The organism is uncultured Hymenobacter sp., assembly GCF_964243305.1.
In the GTDB taxonomy this organism is placed as follows: domain Bacteria; phylum Bacteroidota; class Bacteroidia; order Cytophagales; family Hymenobacteraceae; genus Hymenobacter.
On sequence record NZ_CAXTEF010000038.1, the window covers coordinates 1 to 17103 of the forward strand.

At 62.8% G+C, this 17103-nt stretch carries 18 protein-coding genes and 1 pseudogene; 8 read left to right on the plus strand and 11 right to left on the minus strand.

Annotation, left to right across the window (positions count from 1 at the left end):
• Together ACFE70_RS16960 and ACFE70_RS16965 are read left to right on the plus strand one after the other, a co-directional pair.
• Positions 1-1019 (plus strand): M48 family metalloprotease (locus ACFE70_RS16960; protein WP_375418970.1); only part of this gene is annotated, 1019 nt, incomplete at its 5' end.
• A 217-nt stretch (positions 1020-1236) separates the two neighbouring features.
• Complete coding sequence (locus ACFE70_RS16965) at positions 1237-2682, plus strand: M48 family metalloprotease (protein ID WP_375418971.1); 1446 nt, start codon at positions 1237-1239, stop codon at positions 2680-2682.
• Positions 2683-2825: 143 nt separating this feature from the next.
• On the opposite strand, the gene ACFE70_RS16970 is transcribed toward ACFE70_RS16965, so the two are convergent.
• The 4 genes from ACFE70_RS16970 to ACFE70_RS16985 form a co-directional block, all read right to left on the minus strand.
• Complete coding sequence (locus ACFE70_RS16970; protein ID WP_375418972.1) at positions 2826-3812, minus strand: carboxypeptidase-like regulatory domain-containing protein; 987 nt, start codon at positions 3810-3812, stop codon at positions 2826-2828.
• A 52-nt stretch (positions 3813-3864) separates the two neighbouring features.
• Positions 3865-4674 (minus strand): bacteriorhodopsin, encoded by an 810-nt coding sequence (locus ACFE70_RS16975; RefSeq protein WP_375418973.1) that lies wholly within the window; start codon positions 4672-4674, stop codon positions 3865-3867.
• Positions 4675-5105: 431 nt separating this feature from the next.
• Positions 5106-6206, minus strand: coding sequence for a redox-regulated ATPase YchF (ychF, locus tag ACFE70_RS16980; protein ID WP_375418974.1), 1101 nt, complete (start codon positions 6204-6206; stop codon positions 5106-5108).
• Between the two features lie 181 nt (positions 6207-6387).
• Positions 6388-6765: a DUF3276 family protein gene (locus ACFE70_RS16985; RefSeq protein WP_375418975.1), complete on the minus strand. Its 378-nt coding sequence runs from the start codon at positions 6763-6765 to the stop codon at positions 6388-6390.
• A gap of 381 nt (positions 6766-7146) precedes the next feature.
• Here ACFE70_RS16985 and ACFE70_RS16990 point away from each other — a divergent pair, with 381 nt between their 5' ends.
• The 4 genes from ACFE70_RS16990 to ACFE70_RS17005 all read left to right on the plus strand — a co-directional run bounded on the left by ACFE70_RS16990 (position 7147) and on the right by ACFE70_RS17005 (position 9820).
• Positions 7147-8076: a DUF58 domain-containing protein gene (locus tag ACFE70_RS16990; protein ID WP_375418976.1), complete on the plus strand. Its 930-nt coding sequence runs from the start codon at positions 7147-7149 to the stop codon at positions 8074-8076.
• 72 nt (positions 8077-8148) lie between these two features.
• Entirely contained in the window at positions 8149-8361 is a 213-nt protein-coding gene (locus tag ACFE70_RS16995; protein WP_375418977.1) for a hypothetical protein, read from the plus strand.
• Between the two features lie 125 nt (positions 8362-8486).
• Positions 8487-8954: a hypothetical protein gene (locus ACFE70_RS17000; RefSeq protein ID WP_375418978.1), complete on the plus strand. Its 468-nt coding sequence runs from the start codon at positions 8487-8489 to the stop codon at positions 8952-8954.
• A 134-nt stretch (positions 8955-9088) separates the two neighbouring features.
• Positions 9089-9820, plus strand: coding sequence for a carbonic anhydrase (locus tag ACFE70_RS17005; RefSeq protein WP_375418979.1), 732 nt, complete (start codon positions 9089-9091; stop codon positions 9818-9820).
• Positions 9821-9957: 137 nt separating this feature from the next.
• On the opposite strand, the gene ACFE70_RS17010 is transcribed toward ACFE70_RS17005, so the two are convergent.
• On the minus strand, positions 9958-10719 hold the full coding sequence (locus ACFE70_RS17010; RefSeq protein ID WP_375418980.1) for an SDR family oxidoreductase: 762 nt from the start codon (positions 10717-10719) through the stop codon (positions 9958-9960).
• Between the two features lie 87 nt (positions 10720-10806).
• Complete coding sequence (locus ACFE70_RS17015; protein WP_375418981.1) at positions 10807-11235, minus strand: helix-turn-helix domain-containing protein; 429 nt, start codon at positions 11233-11235, stop codon at positions 10807-10809.
• Between the two features lie 107 nt (positions 11236-11342).
• Here ACFE70_RS17015 and ACFE70_RS17020 point away from each other — a divergent pair.
• Positions 11343-12003: pseudogene (locus ACFE70_RS17020) on the plus strand (SDR family NAD(P)-dependent oxidoreductase).
• Positions 12004-12006: 3 nt separating this feature from the next.
• Complete coding sequence (locus tag ACFE70_RS17025; RefSeq protein WP_375418982.1) at positions 12007-12129, plus strand: hypothetical protein; 123 nt, start codon at positions 12007-12009, stop codon at positions 12127-12129.
• A gap of 78 nt (positions 12130-12207) precedes the next feature.
• On the opposite strand, the gene ACFE70_RS17030 is transcribed toward ACFE70_RS17025, so the two are convergent.
• The 5 genes from ACFE70_RS17030 to ACFE70_RS17050 all read right to left on the minus strand — a co-directional run bounded on the left by ACFE70_RS17030 (position 12208) and on the right by ACFE70_RS17050 (position 17096).
• Entirely contained in the window at positions 12208-13179 is a 972-nt protein-coding gene (locus ACFE70_RS17030; protein ID WP_375418983.1) for a deoxyhypusine synthase family protein, read from the minus strand.
• A gap of 47 nt (positions 13180-13226) precedes the next feature.
• The gene (locus ACFE70_RS17035) at positions 13227-13424 is read right to left on the minus strand and encodes a type II toxin-antitoxin system HicA family toxin (protein WP_375418984.1); all 198 of its coding nucleotides are present in this window, start codon (positions 13422-13424) and stop codon (positions 13227-13229) included.
• Entirely contained in the window at positions 13424-13654 is a 231-nt protein-coding gene (locus tag ACFE70_RS17040; RefSeq protein ID WP_375418985.1) for a type II toxin-antitoxin system HicB family antitoxin, read from the minus strand. The genes ACFE70_RS17035 and ACFE70_RS17040 overlap by 1 nt, the downstream gene beginning before the upstream one ends.
• Positions 13655-13733: 79 nt before the next feature.
• A complete protein-coding gene (gene hslV / locus ACFE70_RS17045; RefSeq protein ID WP_375419013.1) occupies positions 13734-14276 on the minus strand; it encodes an ATP-dependent protease subunit HslV in 543 nt (180 codons plus the stop codon).
• Positions 14277-14492: 216 nt separating this feature from the next.
• Positions 14493-17096, minus strand: coding sequence for a TonB-dependent receptor domain-containing protein (locus ACFE70_RS17050; protein WP_375418986.1), 2604 nt, complete (start codon positions 17094-17096; stop codon positions 14493-14495).
• Positions 17097-17103 lie beyond the last annotated feature (7 nt).

Below are 17103 nucleotides of genomic sequence, written 5' to 3' on the forward strand. Positions count from 1 at the left end.
CGCCCCGGCTGGCGCAGTTTGGCGAGCAGGCCTCGCAGGGCTTGCAGCTCTTGTTTTTAAAATTCGGGCGCGAAGATGAAAGCCAGTCGGATGAGCTGGGCGTGGAGTATTCCTCGAAAATCGGCTACGACGCCGCCCAGATGGCCGATTTCTTCCAGACGCTCCAGCGCGAGCAGGAGAAGAGCGGCACGCCGGCCATCCCCGATTTTCTCTCCACCCACCCCAACCCCGCCGACCGCTACAACCGCGTGCACCAGCTGGCCGACGAGTGGAAAGCCAAGAACGGCAACCCCAAAAACCTGGCCGTGGGCCGCGACTCCTACCTGAAGCTCATCGACGGCCTCACCTACGGCGAGGACCCGCGCCAGGGCTTCGTGGAGAACAACACGTTCTACCATCCCGACCTCAAGTTTCGCTTTCCGGTGCCCGCGGGTTGGAAAACCCAGAACTCGCCCCAGCAATTTCAGATGGCTGACCCCGCCGGCAAAGCGCTGATGATGCTGGCCCTGGCCCCCGGCGCCACTCTGGAAGAGGCCGCGCAGGCGCTGGTCAAGCAGTTCAGTTTGCAGCCGATTAGTGAGCCCAGCCGCGCCGCTGTCAATGGGTTTCCGGCCCTGAGCTTCGTGGCCGACCAGGTGCCGCAGCAACAGCAAGGGCAGCCGCAACAGCAGGCGCAAGGCCAGCAGGCGCCCGGCGTGCGCGCCCTCGTGCAGCTCTTGCAAGACGGCAAAACCATCTACCTGCTGCTGGGCGCCTCATCGGCCGTCGATTTTGCCGGCTACCAGCCCACGTTCAGCTCGGTGATGGACAACTTCCAGCGCCTCACCGACCCCGACAAGCTCAACCGCCAGCCCGAGCACGTGCGCGTGAAAACCCTGAAGCTGCGCAGCACCCTGGCTCAGGCCCTGCGCACGCTCGGCGTGCCCGAAAAGCGCCACGAGGAAATGGCTATCCTCAACGGAATGCAGCTCAACGAGCAGGTAAATGCGGGCTCGCTCATCAAGCTAGTGGGCAAGTAGAAAGGCCACCGGCGCCGGCGTATGCTACCCTTACCAGCCTAAGCCGGGGGTAGGGAAAGCCGCCCGGCGCCCCGGCACGGCCCGAAAGCCAGGCGTTCGTCGTGGCATCTGATTTGTATAACGGCCGGTTTGACTTGTACTGCAACGTGGCTAGCCGTTCGGCTCGTTGCAGGCTTCACCGTCGCGCTGGCCGCGGCCCACTCCTTTTTACGCTTTCATGAAATTCTCTCTTCGCCGCCTACCCGCCCTCGCGCTGCTAGGCCTGCTGCTGCCGCTGGGCAGCGCCACCTCCCCTACGACTGCCAGCTCACCGCTCGCCGCCGCGCCAACGCAGGGCAGCAACCAGCCCGACCCGCAGGTGATAGCCCAGTTCGGCCTCTACAACAACCCCACCCTGCAACGCCTCATCGACGAGAAGGGCCAGCAGATGAACAAGGCCTCCGACCGCCCCGGTCAGTACGGCTTTACCATCGTCGACTCGCCCATCATCAACGCCTTCGCCACGCCGCAAGGTCACGTCTATTTCACGCGCGGCATCATGGCCCACTTTAATAGTGAGGCGCAGTTTGCCGGCGTGCTGGGCCACGAGCTGGGCCACATCACGGCCCGCCACGGCCAGAAGCAGCAGACGCGCGGCACCATCGCCAGCGTTTTGCTCGGCATCGGCTCCATTGCGGCACCCCGGCTGGCCCAGGCAATTGGCGGCGTTGTTCAGCAGGGCGCGGGCTTGTACCTGCTCAAATATGGCCGCGACCAAGAGCGCGAATCAGATAAGCTCGGCGTGAAGTATTCGACCAAAATCGGCTACGACGCCTCCCAGATGGCCGACTTCTTCCAGACCCTGCAGCGCACCGAGCAGGCCAGCGGCAGTCCGGCTGTACCCGGCTTCCTGTCCTCGCACCCCAACTCGGCCGACCGCTACAAGACGGTGAAAGGCCTCGCCGCCCAGGCCAAGCAGAACGCCGGCGGCGCCCAGCTCAACGTGGGCCGCGACTCCTACCTGCGCATGATTGACGGCCTGCCCTTCGGCGAAGACCCGCGCCAGGGCTTCGTGGAAGGCGGCGTGTTCTACCACCCGGATTTGAAGTTCCGCTTTCCGGTGCCGGCCGGCTGGAAGTCGCAGAACTCGCCAACCCAGTTCCAGATGGCTGAGCCCAATGGCAAGGCCCTGCTCGTGTTCCTGGGCGCGCCCGGCAACTCGCTCGATGAGGCCGCCCAGAACCTGGCCAAGGGCATCGGCTTGCAAGGCGGCCAGGCCCAGAAAACGACCATCAACGGCTTTCCGGCGCTGGTGTTTGAAGGCGACCAGCAGGCGCAGCAGGGCCAGCAGGGCGGCGGCGCCCACGTGTTGGCCCAGCTGATTCAGGACGGGCAAAGCATCTACGCCTTTGTCGGGCTAGCCGCGCCGGCCTCGTTTGCCACTTATGCCCGCCAGTTTCAGGGCGTGGCCGGCTCCTACGCCCGCCTGACAGACGCTGACAAGCTCAACCGCCAGAGCGAGAAAATCCGCATCAAAACCGCCGCCCGCGCCATGACCCTGAGCCAGGCTCTGTCGGCCGCGGGCGTCCCCACCAGCCGCCACGAGGAGCTGGCTATTCTCAACGGAATGCAGCGCAGCGACCAGTTAAGCGCGGGGATGCTGTACAAGGTCGTCAGCCGGTAGGAGCGAAGGCTGACCTACGGCTTCACCAGACTTGATAGCCGGATGCCCCCTCTAACACTAAAAAAGGCTGCCTTTCCGGGCAGCCTTTTTTAGTGTTAGAGGCCGCTTGGACCCGCTTCGAGTTGCTTTAGAACTGAGCTGACTTAGAACTGCTCGCGGCGGTCGTGGCGACTCACGGGTTCCAGCGTGGCATCAATCACGGTTGATTCGCCGGTCGAGGCCTGCTCGTCGGCGTAGCCGACGTAGCCGATAAGCAGTACTGCCCCCATCGGCGCCAGCAGCTCATAGGCGCCCGCCGCGTTAGTGACGGCCGCGCGGGAGGTGCCCTTGACCAGCACGGTGGCACCCGCCAGCGGGCGGCCCAGCTGATTAAAGATGCGGCCCCGCACTACGCGGCCAGCTGGTGCCGGGGAAGCGGAAGATGAAGAAGCCGCCCCGGACGCGGATGTCTGGCCCACTGCTTCGCTACCGGCGACGCGTCCGGTTAGCGCCGCGGCCGAGTCAGGGGCCGCTACCAGCGCGGCGGCCGAGTCAGGAGATGCTGGCGCCGGTGGGGTGCCGTGGCCCACCAGCCCGGCCCGCAGGGTGGCGCGCCCAGCCATCAGCTTAGCGCGCCGACTGGCTTTCTCGGGTTCCCGGCTGGCGGGGGGGGTAGGGTCGGGCTCAGCCACCTCTACTTCGGCTGGGGAATACACGGCCGCCCGGCCCAGCGACTCGGCGGCAGTGTTCACGGTGCGCCGGAACGTGGCGACCACGGGCTTGGGCACCAAGGGCTCATTGCGCACCCACTGCACGGCGCTGAAGCCACCCAGCAAGAGCAGTGTGCCCAGCGCCAACTGCACGCCCGGCCGGCGTAGCGGCCCCCAGGCCGACACGCTCGGCTGGCGCAGCAGCTGTTGCTGCACCCACAGTGGCGGTTCCAGGGCCAAGCCGCGCTGCCGGCGCCGGGCGGCGCTCAGCTCGTGGTAGCGGGCCAGGGCCACACCGCGCTCTACGCTGTCATCTTCCAAAACAATTTCCACAGCCCGAACATCGGTCGGACTGAGCGTGCCGCGCAGGTAGGCATCGCGGGTGGCGGACAGCAGCTCGCGGCTGCCGGGTTGAAACAAGTGGTCGGTATCGGATTGCACGGAGCGAGGGCAGAAAAGAGGGGGTAGGGAGGTGAGTATTCAGCGGACTGCCTCACTTGACCAGCTCGGCAATGGCTTGTTCTTGTTCGCGCCCGGCCGCGCGGGCGCGGCGGGTGCGCGCCTTGCGCTCGGCCGACTTGCGGGCCATCACGTACACGACCAGCCCGAAGCCGACCTTATTCATCACGTCGCCGAAGTTGTAAACCAGGTTGCGGTCGAGGTGAATGGCCTCGAACAGATTGAAGGGCAGCGTCATATAGCCCAGCGGATAGATGGCCCAGCCCAGCAGCACGAAGTAGGACAGGTAGTTGAAGGCCCGCACCACGTCGGGGTCCGTCGAACGGTCGGCAACCTTGGCCAGCGGCCCAAACCAGACCTCGAAGATGACCAGCAGGTAGCCCACGGTCGACACCGAGCCCCAGATGATGGCCTTATTCGGGCCGGCATTCTCGCCGAAGTAGCCCGTCGCAATCATGAACAGCCCCCCGAACACCAGACGCAGCAGCGAGCCGGACTTGGCGCCGGCCGGCCGCAGCAGCAGGTAGAACTGCGTGCACATCAGCGGCACCGTGAACAGCCACTCGGTGTAGCGAAACTGGGTGAGCGAGCCGGCCTGATTGACGTAGATGCTCTGCATAAAATAGTAGCTGCTGGCCGCCACCAGGCAGATAAGGCCGGCCACGGTCAGGTTCACGCGCCAGCGCTGCGGCACGTTGCGCCGCTCCAGAAAGAAGAATACTGCCGCGCCGAAAAGCGCGAACATGCTGTAGAAAAAGGTGTAGCTGGTCAAATCATTCTCGGGCAGGTAGAAGTAAGGCCGCGGGACGCCAGCTTCGAGGAGTAGGGGTAGGGGTAGGGACATGGACTGGAATGAAGGGGTTAGAAAAGTTAATTATCTCCATAAAGTCAACGCTCAACTATTTGTTATGAAAAACTAGATATTTATGAGTAAAAAAAACTTATATTTTTTAAATAAGCACGCCAGCCAATTTAGGTCTAATTAAAACTCATTATCGTGTAAAAAACGGGCCGGCGCGAAGGTTGATGCCCCCAATTTATTAGCGGAATAATCTTGTTGTTAGAGCGCCCATAGTGCGACTGAGCTTGCTCAGGCAATAGAACAGCCGCTACTTTTGCCGCTGGCATAGCCCAGTCGCATCGTGCTGGCCCAGGCGGGTGCCAGCGGCTCGCCTAGCTGGCGCCTACCCAGACCCATCCCTGTAAAAGGCAAAAAGGCCGCTGATGCTTCAGCGGCCTTTGGCGACGGTTGGGGCAGGGAGCCGGGGCCCTACCCTACACGTTGAAGCGGAAGTGCATGATGTCGCCGTCCTGCACCACGTAGTCTTTGCCTTCGACGGCCATCTTGCCGGCTTCCTTAATTTTGACTTCCGTTTTATATTCCTGATAATCGGGCAGCTTGATGACCTCGGCCCGGATGAAGCCTTTCTCGAAATCGGAGTGAATGACGCCGGCCGCCTGCGGGGCCTTGTCGCCGCGGTGAATGGTCCAGGCGCGCACTTCCTGCACGCCGGCCGTGAAGTAGGTTATCAGGTTCAGCAACTCGTAGGAGGCGCGGATGAGCTTGTTCAGGCCCGATTCGGTGAGGCCGTACTCGCTCAGAAACAGCTCCTTCTCCTCGGGGTCTTCCATGTCGGCAATCTGCGCCTCGATGGCCGCCGACACCAGCACGACCTGCGCGCTTTCAGCCTGCACGTGTGCGCGCAGGGCGGCCACGTGCGCGTTGCCATCGGGGGCAATGCTGGCCTCGTCGACGTTGGCCACGTAAATCACGGGCTTGATGGTGAGCAGCTGCAAGTCGGCCACGGCTTCCTTCTCGTCCTCGGTGGCGGGCACGGCGCGGGCGTTCTGCCCGGCTTCGAGAGCGACTTTGTAGCGTTGCAGCGCCCCGACTTCCTTCTTCGCTACGGCGTCGCCGGCCTTGGCGCTGCGCTCGGATTTTTGCAGCTTCTTGTCGATGCTTTCCAGGTCCTTGAGCTGCAACTCAGTGTCAATCACGTCCTTATCGAATACCGGGTCGACGCCGCCGGCCACGTGCACGATGTTGGGGTCGTCGAAGCAGCGCACCACGTGAATGATGGCGTCGACCTCGCGGATGTTGGCCAGAAATTTATTGCCCAAGCCTTCGCCCTTAGAGGCGCCCTTCACGAGCCCGGCGATGTCCACGAACTCGATGATGGTGGGCAGCACGCGCTTGGGGTTGACGAGCTGCTCCAGAATCTGGAGGCGCTCATCGGGCACGGTGATGACGCCCACGTTGGGCTCGATGGTGCAAAAAGGATAGTTGGCCGATTCGGCCTTGGCGTTCGACAACGCGTTGAACAGGGTGGATTTACCGACGTTCGGCAAGCCGACAATACCGCAGCGGAGGCCCATTTTCTGGAATTATAGATTTTGAGTTATGAATTATGAATTGCGGACAATTCAGGCGCAAAGGTACGGCGGGTAGTAGCGCACCGCCGGCACCCATTCCCTACCCCCTCCTGCTAACGCAAAGCGGCGCGAACAGCCCGCAGGCCACTCGCGCCGCCAGGCAGTTGCCGGCCGGGGGCCCGGCTCAGTAGTTATCGTCGCTGCGATTGGGGTCGAAGGCGGGGCGCTCGGCGTCGGGCGCGGGCCGCTCGCGCTCGTCGTAGGCGGGGCGGGGGCGGTCCAGCTCGGCTACTTCGTCGGCCGTGAGCAGCTCTTCGCGCACGTAGGCGATGGCATCTTGCAGGGCGTCGGCGAACTTGAGGAAATCTTCCTTGTAGAGAAAAATCTTGTGCTTCTCGTAGCTTACCCGCTCCTCGCCCTCGGGCTGGCGGCGCTTGCTCTCGGTGATGGTGAGGTAGTAGTCCTGGCCGCGGGTGGCTTTCACGTCGAAAAAGTACGTGCGCTTGCCGGCCTTGATGCGCTGGGAGTAGATTTCTTCCTGGTCGTGCTGACGGTCGTCCACGGCGTTTTCTAGGGAAAAGTGAAAGACAAACGGGCTGATTAAAGCGGTTGCGAAGCTACGAAGGGGGTAGGGAATTGGAGATTGAAGAACGACGAGGAAAAAAAGAACGTCATGCTGAGCATGTGGCGCATCAAGCCAGGAACGCAGCGGAGTCGAAGCATCTCGCTTGGGAAAGTAATCAATGGCTAACAACGATTGAATTACTCAGCGGTAGAGATGCTTCGACAAGCTCAGCAGGACCGTCTATTAATTTGATTACTACTCCACGCATGATGCTGCGCTCCGCTGCGTCTCTGCTTTAAGCGCAGAATGTTCTGCATGACGTTCTTTCCTGCCTGCCGTTCTTTAACGCTTGATTTCCTACCCCCCCTTTCCGCCGCCATGCCCGCCCCACCCCTCGACCTTGCCGCCGTCCGCTCATTTGAAAATCTCGAATTTCTGGCCCGTCAGCTCGTCGAGGGCTTTATCACGGGGCTGCACCAGTCGCCATACCACGGCTTCTCGGTCGAGTTCTCGGAGCACCGGCTGTATAATCCCGGCGAGAGCACCCGCCACTTGGATTGGAAAGTCTTTGCCCGCACCGACAAGCTTTTCGTCAAGCGCTACGAGGAGGAAACCAACCTGCGCGCCCACCTGCTGCTCGACGTGAGCCCCAGCATGTACTACCCCGTGCCCGGCCACGACAAGCTGCGCTTCAGCGTGCTGGCTGCCGCCGCCCTCACCACGCTGCTCACCCGGCAGCGCGACGCCGTGGGCCTGGTCACGTTCGCCGACACCGTGGAGCTGCAAACGCCGGTGCGCTCGTCGGGCCGCCACCGCCACACGCTGCTGCTCACACTCCAGCAGCTGCTGGACCGGCCCGCCGCCAGCCCTACCCCCCGCCGCACGACCGATGTGGCCGGCGTCATTCACACCATCGCTCAGCAGATTCCGAAACGCTCACTCGTCATCCTGTTCTCCGACATGCTGGGCCGCGGCGAGGCCGAGCAAACCGCCGCCCTGGCCGCCTTGCAGCACCTGCGCCACCAGCAGCACGAGGTTTTGCTCTTTCACATTCTGGACCGCGCCACCGAGGCCGAGTTCGACTTCGCCGAGCGGCCCTACATCTTTGAGGATGTTGAAACCGGCCAGGAAATCAAGCTCCAGCCCGCCCAGGTGCGCGAGCAGTACCGCGCCGCCATGAGCCGCTTCGAGCACGAGCTGGCCCTGCGCTGCGGGCAGTATAAGATTGATTTCGTGCCGGTTGATGTGCGCGAGCCCTTCGAGAAAGTGCTGTATGCTTACCTGGTGAAACGCGGCAAAAGCAAGTAGGACGGTCGACTGTTCTCCGCTGGTTGGTTCCTGCCTTCCCACCTTAAACTCCATCGCGCCGTGCTGCTTCGTTTGATTGTAATTCTCGTGCTGGCGGCGCTGTTGTTCGCACCCGTCACCGGCTACCTGGCGGCCATGCGCGGGCGCTCGTTCTGGCGCTGGTATGCGCTGGGGATGGTGCTGCCTTTCTGCTCGATGTTCGTAATCCTGCTCGTGTCCGCGCGCGACGAGCTGGCCGCCGAGCGCGCAGCCCGCCGGCCGGCCGCTCCGGAACCCGAGAAGTAGCCAGCTGCCTGGCCGGGGCAACTCACCCGCCCCTGGCCGTCGCGGCCGGGCGCGGCCCGACCTACCTTTGCGCGTCGGCGTCCTGGCCCGCCGCCGAGACCTGACCTTTTGTTTTTCTCCTTCTTATGTCTGCCTACACCGTCCTCCTGTTTCTGCATTCCTGGTCGCGCTGGCTGGTCGTAGTTTTCGGTCTTATCGCCCTCTACCGCGCCTACACCGGCTGGCAGGGCCGCCGCGCCTTCGCCGGCGCCGACAATGGGATAGGCGCCTCGTTCGTGGGCTCCATCCACTTGCAGGTGCTGCTGGGCCTGGGCTTGTATTTCGGCCTGAGCCCCTGGGGCCTGAAGGCCCTGCAAGCCGGCGGCGCGATGGCCGACCCGCAAAAGCGCTTCTTCGGCGTCGAGCACATCGCCGTGATGCTCGTGGCCGCCGTGCTGGCCCAGGTCGGCCGCTCGCTCTCCAAGAAGCGGCGCGACGACCTGGCCAAGCACAAAACCGCCTTCATCTACTTCGGCATCGCCCTGCTCCTGGTCTTGCTCATGATTCCGTGGGGCATCTGGAACCCCCACCGGCCGCTGGCGCGCGGGCTCTGAGCTAAGGCCACTGCAAAGTAGTCGGCGATGCCCCGCGCCACCGAAACAATTTGGCTTGCAGGCAGGTAGAGAGCGGGCATTGATGCGAAAGGTTTTCCTTGCGCTGCTCCCTGTCTTCTTAAGTCATCCCCACCGTGACGCTCCCCGAAAACAATTCTCGCCGCGGCTTTTTGCAGCGCGCCGGCCTGGGCCTGCTGGCGGCGGCGCTGCCCGCCCCGCTGGCCCAGGGCCAGACGGCCCCGTCCACTGCCAAGCCTGCGGCGGGGTTACCACCCGGCCCGGCCGCGGCGGCCGAGTCGCTGCGCAAATTGCAGGCCGGCAACCTGCGCTTTCAAAAGGGCAAGCTTCAGCACCCCGACGAGACGCTGGAACGCCGTCGCGACGTGGCCGTCAAGCAGGCCCCTTTCGCCACCGTGCTGGCCTGCTCCGACTCGCGCGAGTCGCCGGAACTGCTGTTTGACCAGGGCCTGGGCGACTTGTTCGTGGTCCGCACCGCCGGCCACGTGCTCGATAACGCCGTGATTGGCACCTTGGAGTTTGCCGTGGCCGAGCTGCACGTGCCCTTGCTCGTGGTGATGGGCCATCAGCGCTGCGGCGCCATCAAGGCCACGCTTGATGCCGTGACGACGGCCACCCTGGCCCCCGGCCAGATGGAGGCGCTGGTTGATGCCATCCGGCCGGCGCTGCTGCTGGCCCAGGGCGAGGGCGACACCCGCTTCACCAACGTGGTGAAAGCCAACGTGAAAGTAACCATCGACCGCCTGCAAAATTCCAAGCTGCTCTCCGAGGCCGTGGCCAAGCAGCAGCTGCGCATCATCGGCGCCTACTACCAGCTCGACACCGGCGTGGCCGAGTTTTTCGCCTAAACCCGCGCCTGCCCTTCCCTACCCTCCACTGGCGCGGCAACGCGGCAGCCGGCAGATTGCTGTCTTACAAGAGAAAACCCTGGCCCGCCGCGTTGCGGGCCAGGGTTTTCTCTTGTAAGACTTTGGTTTAATGCAAGTTAAATACTCATGCCGCCCGACGCTTCCAGGCGCTGGGCGTTAATCCAACGGGCCTCGTCGGTGCAGAGGAAAGCCACCACGGGGCCGATGTCTTCGGGCAAGCCTACGCGGCCCAGGGCCGTGAGCGAGGCAAGATGGGCGTTGATTTGCTTGTTATCGCGGGTGCGCCCGCCGCCAAAATCGGTTTCAATAGCGCCCGGAGCTACGATATTTACCTGGATGCGGCGGCTGCCCAGCTCCTTCGCCTGGTATTTAGTGAGCACCTCCATAGCGGCCTTCATGCTGGCGTAGGCCGACGAGCTGGGGTTGATAATGCGCGTCAGGCCCGACGAGATATTGACGATGCCCCCGCCGTCGTTGAGCAGCGGCAAGGCCTTCTGCGTCAGGAAGAACGAACCCTTGAAGTGAATAGTCAGGGCTTGATCGAACTGCTCTTCCGTGGTTTCGGCGAAGGGAGCGTACAGGCCCGTGCCGACGTTGTTGATGAGGAAGTCGAACTTAGCAGTGCCGAACGTGTCGCGCAGCGCGGTTTTCACCTGTTCGAAAAAGGCATCGAAGCCATTTACAGTGGAAGTATCGAGCTGCAGCGCTACCGCTTTCCGGCCCAGGGCGGTAATCTCGCCTACCACGCCCGCCGCCTCGGCCTGCTGGCTATGATAGGTCAGGATAACGTCGAGGCCTTTTTTGGCCAGGTGCTGGGCCATGCTTTTGCCCAGGCCGCGGCTGCCGCCGGTCAGGAGGGCGATTTTGGTTGTGCTCATCGGGATTGATTGATGGTTAAACGTTGGGTTACTTAACCATGCAAAGGTCCTACCCCCGCCCGGCCGGTTTATGGTGAGTAGCCCAGGTTAAATGGTGGATACTTCCGAAACTCCTTCCCGGTGCCCGGCCCAGACCTGCTCGCGGTACTGCTTGGGCGTGCAGCCGGCGAAGCGCTTGAAGAACTTGGTGAAGTTCGACGGGTCGTAGGTGAGCTGGGCGGCAATGTCGGCCACGGTGCGGGCCGGGTCGCGCAGCAGCTGCCGGGCGGCGGCCAGGATTTCCGCTTCAAAGAAGAAGCACGGCGGCTGGCCCGTGGTGAGCTTGAGCGTGTTGCTCAGGTGGGTGGGATGAATGCAGAGCTGGCTGGCGAAGTCACGAACTTCCAGCATTTCCGTGGCCCTACCCCCCACCACGTCGGCAACGTGCGCCGTCACGAGGCGCCGGTACTCGGCCGTGATTTCGTGCTGGCGGGCCAGGGTTTTCGGGGAAATGGAGGAAATGAGCGTGGTGGGCATGACTGGAAAGGGCTGGTTGCGCGTCAAAGCTAAATTTTCGCTAACTATTTAACCAGCAACCGCGGCTTCTGGTCACCGGCGCCTCGACGGGCCTGGGCCTGACGCTCGTGCGCAAGCTCCTGGCCGAAGGCTACGCCGTGGCCGCCACCTCCCGCAGCCTGGCCGAACTAACCCAGGCCGTCGCGGCCGACGATAACGCCCGTTTCCTACCCCTGCAGATGGACCTAAGCCGCGAGGACAGCGTGCGCCAGGCCCTGGAAACCACCATTAGCACCTTGGGCGGGCTCGATGTGGTGGTCAATAATGCCGGCTACGGGCAACTCGGCGGCCTGGGAGAAACCACCAACCCGGAAGCCCGCCAGAACTTCGAGGTCAACGTGTTCGGGCTGCTCAACGTGCTGCGCCACGCCGCACCTGCGCGAGCAGCGGGCCGGCCGCGTATTCAACATCTCCTCCATCGGCGGCTTCAACGGTGGTTTAGCCGGCTGGGGCATCTACTGCGCCACCAAGTTTGCCGTGGCCGGGCTGACCGAAGCGTATGCCACGGAGATGAAAGACTTTGGCGTCCGGGCCACGGTAGTTTATCCCGGCTACTTCCGCACCGATTTTCTCACGGCCTGCTCGATGGGCACGCCCAGCCAGCCGATTGCTGCCTACCAGGCCATCCGCGACTCGCTGGCGCTGCATCAGGACCAAATCGACGGCCACCAGCCCGGCGACCCAGGGAAAGCCGCCGCGCTCATCCAACTTAGCGGGGCCGGAATTTAGCCCTTGCACTTGTTTCTGGGGGAAGATGCTTACCAGATGGCCGACCACAAAATAGTCGCCGTGCAGCACGACCTGCGGCAGTGGCAGGGGGTAGGCGCGGCGACGGGCTTCGCGGTTGCGGCGTAGCTGCCATTACTCATTATACCTAAAAAAGCCGCTGCTGAAGTTCAGCAGCGGCTTTTTTGCCAGGGCCTCACTTATTCCCTACTGCCCCAGCACCATCGCAAAAATCAGCGGCGCCACAATCGTCGCGTCCGACTCGATGATGAACTTAGGCGTTTTCTCGCCCAGCTTGCCCCAGGTGATTTTCTCGTTCGGCACGGCGCCGGAGTAGGAGCCGTAGCTCGTCGTGGAGTCAGAGATTTGGCAGAAATAGCCCCACAGCGGCACGCCGTGGCGGCCCAGGTCCTGGTGCAGCATGGGCACCACGCAGATGGGGAAGTCGCCGGCGATGCCGCCGCCAATCTGGAAGAAGCCTACGGTGCTCTCGTGGGTGGCCTGCGCGGTGTACCAGTCGGCCAGATACATCATGTACTGGATGCCGGTTTTCATGGTGTGCACGTTCTTAATGTCGCCCGAGATGACGTGGCCGGCGTAGATGTTGCCGAGCGTCGAATCTTCCCAGCCGGGGCAGACAATAGGCAGGTTTTTCTCGGCCGCGGCCAGCATCCAGGAATTTTTGGGGTCAATCTGGTAGTACTGCTCCAACTCGCCCGATTTCAGAATCTGGTAGAAAAACTCGTGCGGAAAGTAGGCTTCGCCGGCCTTATCGGCCTGTTCCCAGAACTTGAGCACCGTGTGCTCCAGGCGGCGCATGGCTTCTTCCTCAGGGATGCAGGTGTCGGTGACGCGGTTGAGGTGGCGCTTGAGCAAGGCGTGCTCGTCGGCCGGCGTCAGGTCGCGGTAATTGGGCACCCGCTCGTAGAAGTCGTGGGCCACCAGGTTGAAGATGTCTTCTTCCAAATTGGCGCCGGTGCAGGAGATAATGTGAATCTTATCCTGCCGAATCAGCTCGGCCAGCTGAATGCCCATTTCGGCCGTGCTCATGGCCCCGGCCAAGGTGACCATCATTTTGCCGCCCCCGGCCAGGTGCGTGTTGTAGCCCTCGGCTGCGTCCACGAGGGCGGCGGCGTTGAAGTGGCGGAAGTGGTGCTTGAGGAAGTTAGTGACTTGCATTTTTTTAGTTGTCGGTTGTCAGTTGTTAGGTCGCATCAGCCGTAGCGCTACGCGACATTGGCTGGTACGGGAATTTCCAGGTCGCGGCAAATTTTGCGGGCGGTAGGACTTTTTATCTCCGTATGCCGCGGTACGGAGGTCACGGCCCGCGTAACTGGATTAAAGAACACGGAATGACTGCCGCCTTCGCGCTTCAGCACGCAGCCGTGTTCGTTCAGGTGCTGAAGCAAGTCCCGGCGCTTCACTACGCGGCCATATGAATCGGCTCCCGAATAATTTGGCGGTCGGGGCGCGCTTCTGTGGCCAGCTCGCGCCGTACCTCCAACACCATTTCCAGGGCCTCGCGCAGGTTAGCGCGCGCTTCCGCCAGGGTTTCCCCCTGCGTGTTTACGCCCGGTATCTCTGCGACGTAGGCCGCGTAGCCACCCTCCGGAGCTTGCTCAAATACGGCGGTGAATTGCAGGTGAGCTTCCATTTTTTGAGTTAAAAGTTGAGAGTTAAAAAAGATATCTGAAGAGAGTTTTAACTTTTAACTCTCAACTTCTAACTCAAATTCAACCCGGCTGCTCAATCATCAGGTTATGATTGGTGTAGATGCAGATGTCGGCCGCGATGTGCAGCGCGTCCTCGACCATCTGCCGGGCCGTCAGGTGCGGGGCGTGCTTCTTGAGGGCCAGGGCGGCAGCCTGCGCGTACATGGCGCCGGAGCCGATGGCGGCCACGTCGGAGTCGGGCTCCAGCACGTCGCCGGTGCCGGCGATGATGAGCAGCTCGTCTTTATCAGCCACCACCATCATAGCTTCGAGCTTGCGCAGGTACTGGTCTTTGCGCCACTCCTTGGCCAGCTCGATGGCGGCGCGGCGCAGCTGCCCGCCGTAGCCGGCCAGCTTCTCGTCGAACTTGTCGAGCAGCATGAAGGCGTCGGCCGTGGAGCCGGCAAAGCCGGTCACGACCTTGCCGGCTTGCAGCTTGCGGATTTTGCGGACGTTGCTTTTGGCCACGTGCTTGTCCATCGTGGCCTGGCCGTCGGCGCCGACGGCAATTTCCCCGTTGTGGCGAATGCCCAGCACGGTAGTGGAGCGAATTTTTGCTTGCATAAGCGGCAAAATTACAACGCTCAGCGCCAGCAGGGGGGTAGGGATTACGGCTAAGGGCCGGCGCGCGAAAAAGACGGTCATGCTGAACAGCGCGAAGCATCTTGCTTAGGGAAGCAATTCAATCGTTGTGAGCCGTTGATTACTTCCCCAAACGAGATGCTTCGCGCTGCTCAGCATGACGTGCTTTTTTGTTTCGCTCTTGACCACTCCCTACCCCTACCTGCTCACCCGAAGTTGCAGCTTGGCGAAGAGAAACCGCCCGTTGCTGCCCATCTGCACGGGGTCCCAGGCGCCGCCGGTTTCCGTATTTTGCGGGTCAAAAAGCGTGGGGTAGCGGTTGAACAGATTGGAGCTGCCCACTACTAGTTGGAGCTGGTTGGTCAGGGCGTAGTTCACGGTCAGGTCGGTGGTGACCCGCGCTTTGTACACCATCGGCTGCGGCACGTCGGAGAAATCGTAGAGCGTAACCTTGTCGAAGCGCACCAGGCGCAACAGCGCGCCAAAACGCCCCGCCTGGTAATCGAAGGACAGATTGACTTTCGAGGCGGGGGCCGACGCTTTCACGAACCCCTGCTCACGGGTGCCGAAGAAGTCGTCTTCGCGGCCGGCCAGTACGCCCGCCGTGCGGACCCGGTCGATGCGCAGGTTGTTGAAATTAGCCGCCAGGGTCGTGTTGAGGCGGCCGGTGCTCAGCGGGAGCGTGTGGTTCAGCACCACGTCGAGGCCCAGCGAGCGGGTGTCGGTGGCGTTGGCGAAAAATTGAGCCCTGCCCACACCCAGATTTTCCAGGTCCTGACCAATGACGGGGTCCAACACGTCTTCCCCCGTGTCGGGGTCGGTGTTGCGGGCGTTGAAGGCCGTGGTCAGCACCACCCGGTCGTTTACTTTGATGTAGTAGCCGTCCACGGTGAAACTCAGCGACGAGCCCAGGCGGCTGGTGAAGCCCACGTTGGCGCTGGTCGAAGTCTCCTCTTTCAGCTTCGGAATGCCCAGCTTCTGCGTGACCGGGTTGTCGTTGCGGGCCAGCAGCACTTCCACAGGCTGGCCGTTCACAAAGTTGGTAAACGTCGAGTTGAAATTAATCTGGGCCAGCGACGGGGCCCGGAAGCCCGTGCTGAACGTGCCGCGCAGGGTCAGGAACTCGGTCAGGTTGTAGCGGGTCGAAGCCTTGTAGTTGAGCGTGCTGCCGAAGTCGCTGTAGTGCTCGTAGCGCAAGGCGCCGGCCAGCAGCCACTGTTGCGTCAGGCTAAGCTCGGCGTCGAGGTAGGCGCCCACGTTGTCGCGTTGCGCCTTGATGGCGTCGCCGGGCTGGTAGCCCGGAAAGCCCTGGGAGCCGCCCACGGAGTTAGCCGGGTCGTAGTTTCTATACGAAGCCTCCTCGCCCGCAAACAGCGAGTACCATTCGCGGCGGCCTTCCACGCCGGCCGCCAGGTTCAGGCCTTGCAGCACGGTTTTAAGATTGCGCGTCAACCCCAGGCTCACCACATCCTGCTGGAGCTGGAAGCCGCCGGCGTTGAAGCGGGTGGGCGAGCTGGCGCCGAGGGAGGCGTTGAGGGTGTTGCGCAGGCCGTACTCGAAACGGTTGGAGCCGAAGTTGTTGCTCACATCCAGCTCAAACCCGCCCAGGCCCACGCGCACCCCGGCCACGGCCGAGGCGTCCACGATGTCGCTGGTGATGATGGGGTCGAAGCCGTTGGGGTAGATGGCCGGCACGTTGCGCTCGTCGTCGGCGAAGCGGGTCCAGGCGTAGGCGTCGCCTTTGCGCTTGCTGGCCCCGCCGAACACGTACAGGTGGGCCTTGTCGCTCAGGGCGAACTTGGAGTTGAGGTAGGCCGAGGCGTTGGCTATTTTCGGGTCGCCGTACTCGCGGCGGACCAGACCGTCGGGGCCAGTGGGCACGTTGGCGCGCTGCGTATGCTGGCGGCTGTTGTAGTCCAGCGTGGCATTGACGTAGCTGCCGCGCGCGCCCAGCCCCAGGCCGTAATTCAGGTTAGCGTTGAGGTTGCCGCCATCGAAATCCTGGTCGTCGCGGCGGTATTTGGCGGTGTAGGCGCCATAGTTGGCGTTGGCCGTCAGCTCGTTCATGCTCGTTTTGAGCACAATGTTAATCACGCCCGCGATGGCATCGGAGCCGTACTGGGCCGCCGCCCCGTCGCGCAAAATCTCAATTCGCTCGATGGCCGCCGTCGGAATCACGTTCAGGTCGGTGCCGGTGTTGCCGCGCCCGCGCGAGCCAAACAGGTTCACCAGGGCTGACTGGTGCTGGCGCTTGCCGTTCACCAGCACCAGGGTCTGGTCGGGGCCGAGACCGCGCAGACTGGCCGGGTCCACGTGGTCGGCCCCATCGGAGCCCGTCTGGCGGTTCGAGTTGAAGGAAGGCGCCACGAATTGCAGCAGCTGATTCACGTCGAGCTGCCCAGTTTTGGTCGTCACCTCCCGGATATCAATAATGTCCACCGGCGAGGGCGAGTCGGTGACGGAACGGTTCTGGGCCCGGGAGCCCACCACCTGCACCGCGTCGAGGCTGGTGCTGCTTTCGGCCAGGCTGATGCTGAGCGCGCCGCCACCAGTGGTTTCGATTTCCTTGGTGCTGTAGCCCAACGAACTGATAATCAGGCGCGGCGCGGCCGTGCGCGGGCGCAGCGAGAAGCGCCCGTCGCCGCCGGTCGAGGTGCCGTTGTTGGTGCCTTTTTCCACCACCGTGGCCCCAATTACGGGCCGCCCGGCCGGGTCGAGCACCTGCCCGCTGAGCGGGGCATTCTGGCCCCACGCCACCCCGCTCACGAGGCAGATGGAAACAAGTAGTAAAGCATTTTTCATCCGGAAA

Excerpts from the sequence above, each read along its gene's own strand:
- ychF (WP_375418974.1), bottom strand. The coding sequence starts at position 6,206 with ATGGGCCTCCGCTGCGGTATTGTCGGCTTGCCGAACGTCGGTAAATCC.
- ACFE70_RS16975 (WP_375418973.1), bottom strand. The coding sequence starts at position 4,674 with ATGTCCCTACCCCTACCCCTACTCCTCGAAGCTGGCGTCCCGCGGCCT.
- ACFE70_RS17030 (WP_375418983.1), bottom strand. The coding sequence starts at position 13,179 with ATGCAAGTCACTAACTTCCTCAAGCACCACTTCCGCCACTTCAACGCC.
- ACFE70_RS17010 (WP_375418980.1), bottom strand. The coding sequence starts at position 10,719 with ATGAGCACAACCAAAATCGCCCTCCTGACCGGCGGCAGCCGCGGCCTG.
- ACFE70_RS16965 (WP_375418971.1), top strand. The coding sequence starts at position 1,237 with ATGAAATTCTCTCTTCGCCGCCTACCCGCCCTCGCGCTGCTAGGCCTG.
- ACFE70_RS17000 (WP_375418978.1), top strand. The coding sequence starts at position 8,487 with ATGTCTGCCTACACCGTCCTCCTGTTTCTGCATTCCTGGTCGCGCTGG.
- ACFE70_RS17040 (WP_375418985.1), bottom strand. The coding sequence starts at position 13,654 with ATGGAAGCTCACCTGCAATTCACCGCCGTATTTGAGCAAGCTCCGGAG.
- ACFE70_RS16990 (WP_375418976.1), top strand. The coding sequence starts at position 7,147 with ATGCCCGCCCCACCCCTCGACCTTGCCGCCGTCCGCTCATTTGAAAAT.
- hslV (WP_375419013.1), bottom strand. The coding sequence starts at position 14,276 with ATGCAAGCAAAAATTCGCTCCACTACCGTGCTGGGCATTCGCCACAAC.
- ACFE70_RS17015 (WP_375418981.1), bottom strand. The coding sequence starts at position 11,235 with ATGCCCACCACGCTCATTTCCTCCATTTCCCCGAAAACCCTGGCCCGC.
- ACFE70_RS17050 (WP_375418986.1), bottom strand. The coding sequence starts at position 17,096 with ATGAAAAATGCTTTACTACTTGTTTCCATCTGCCTCGTGAGCGGGGTG.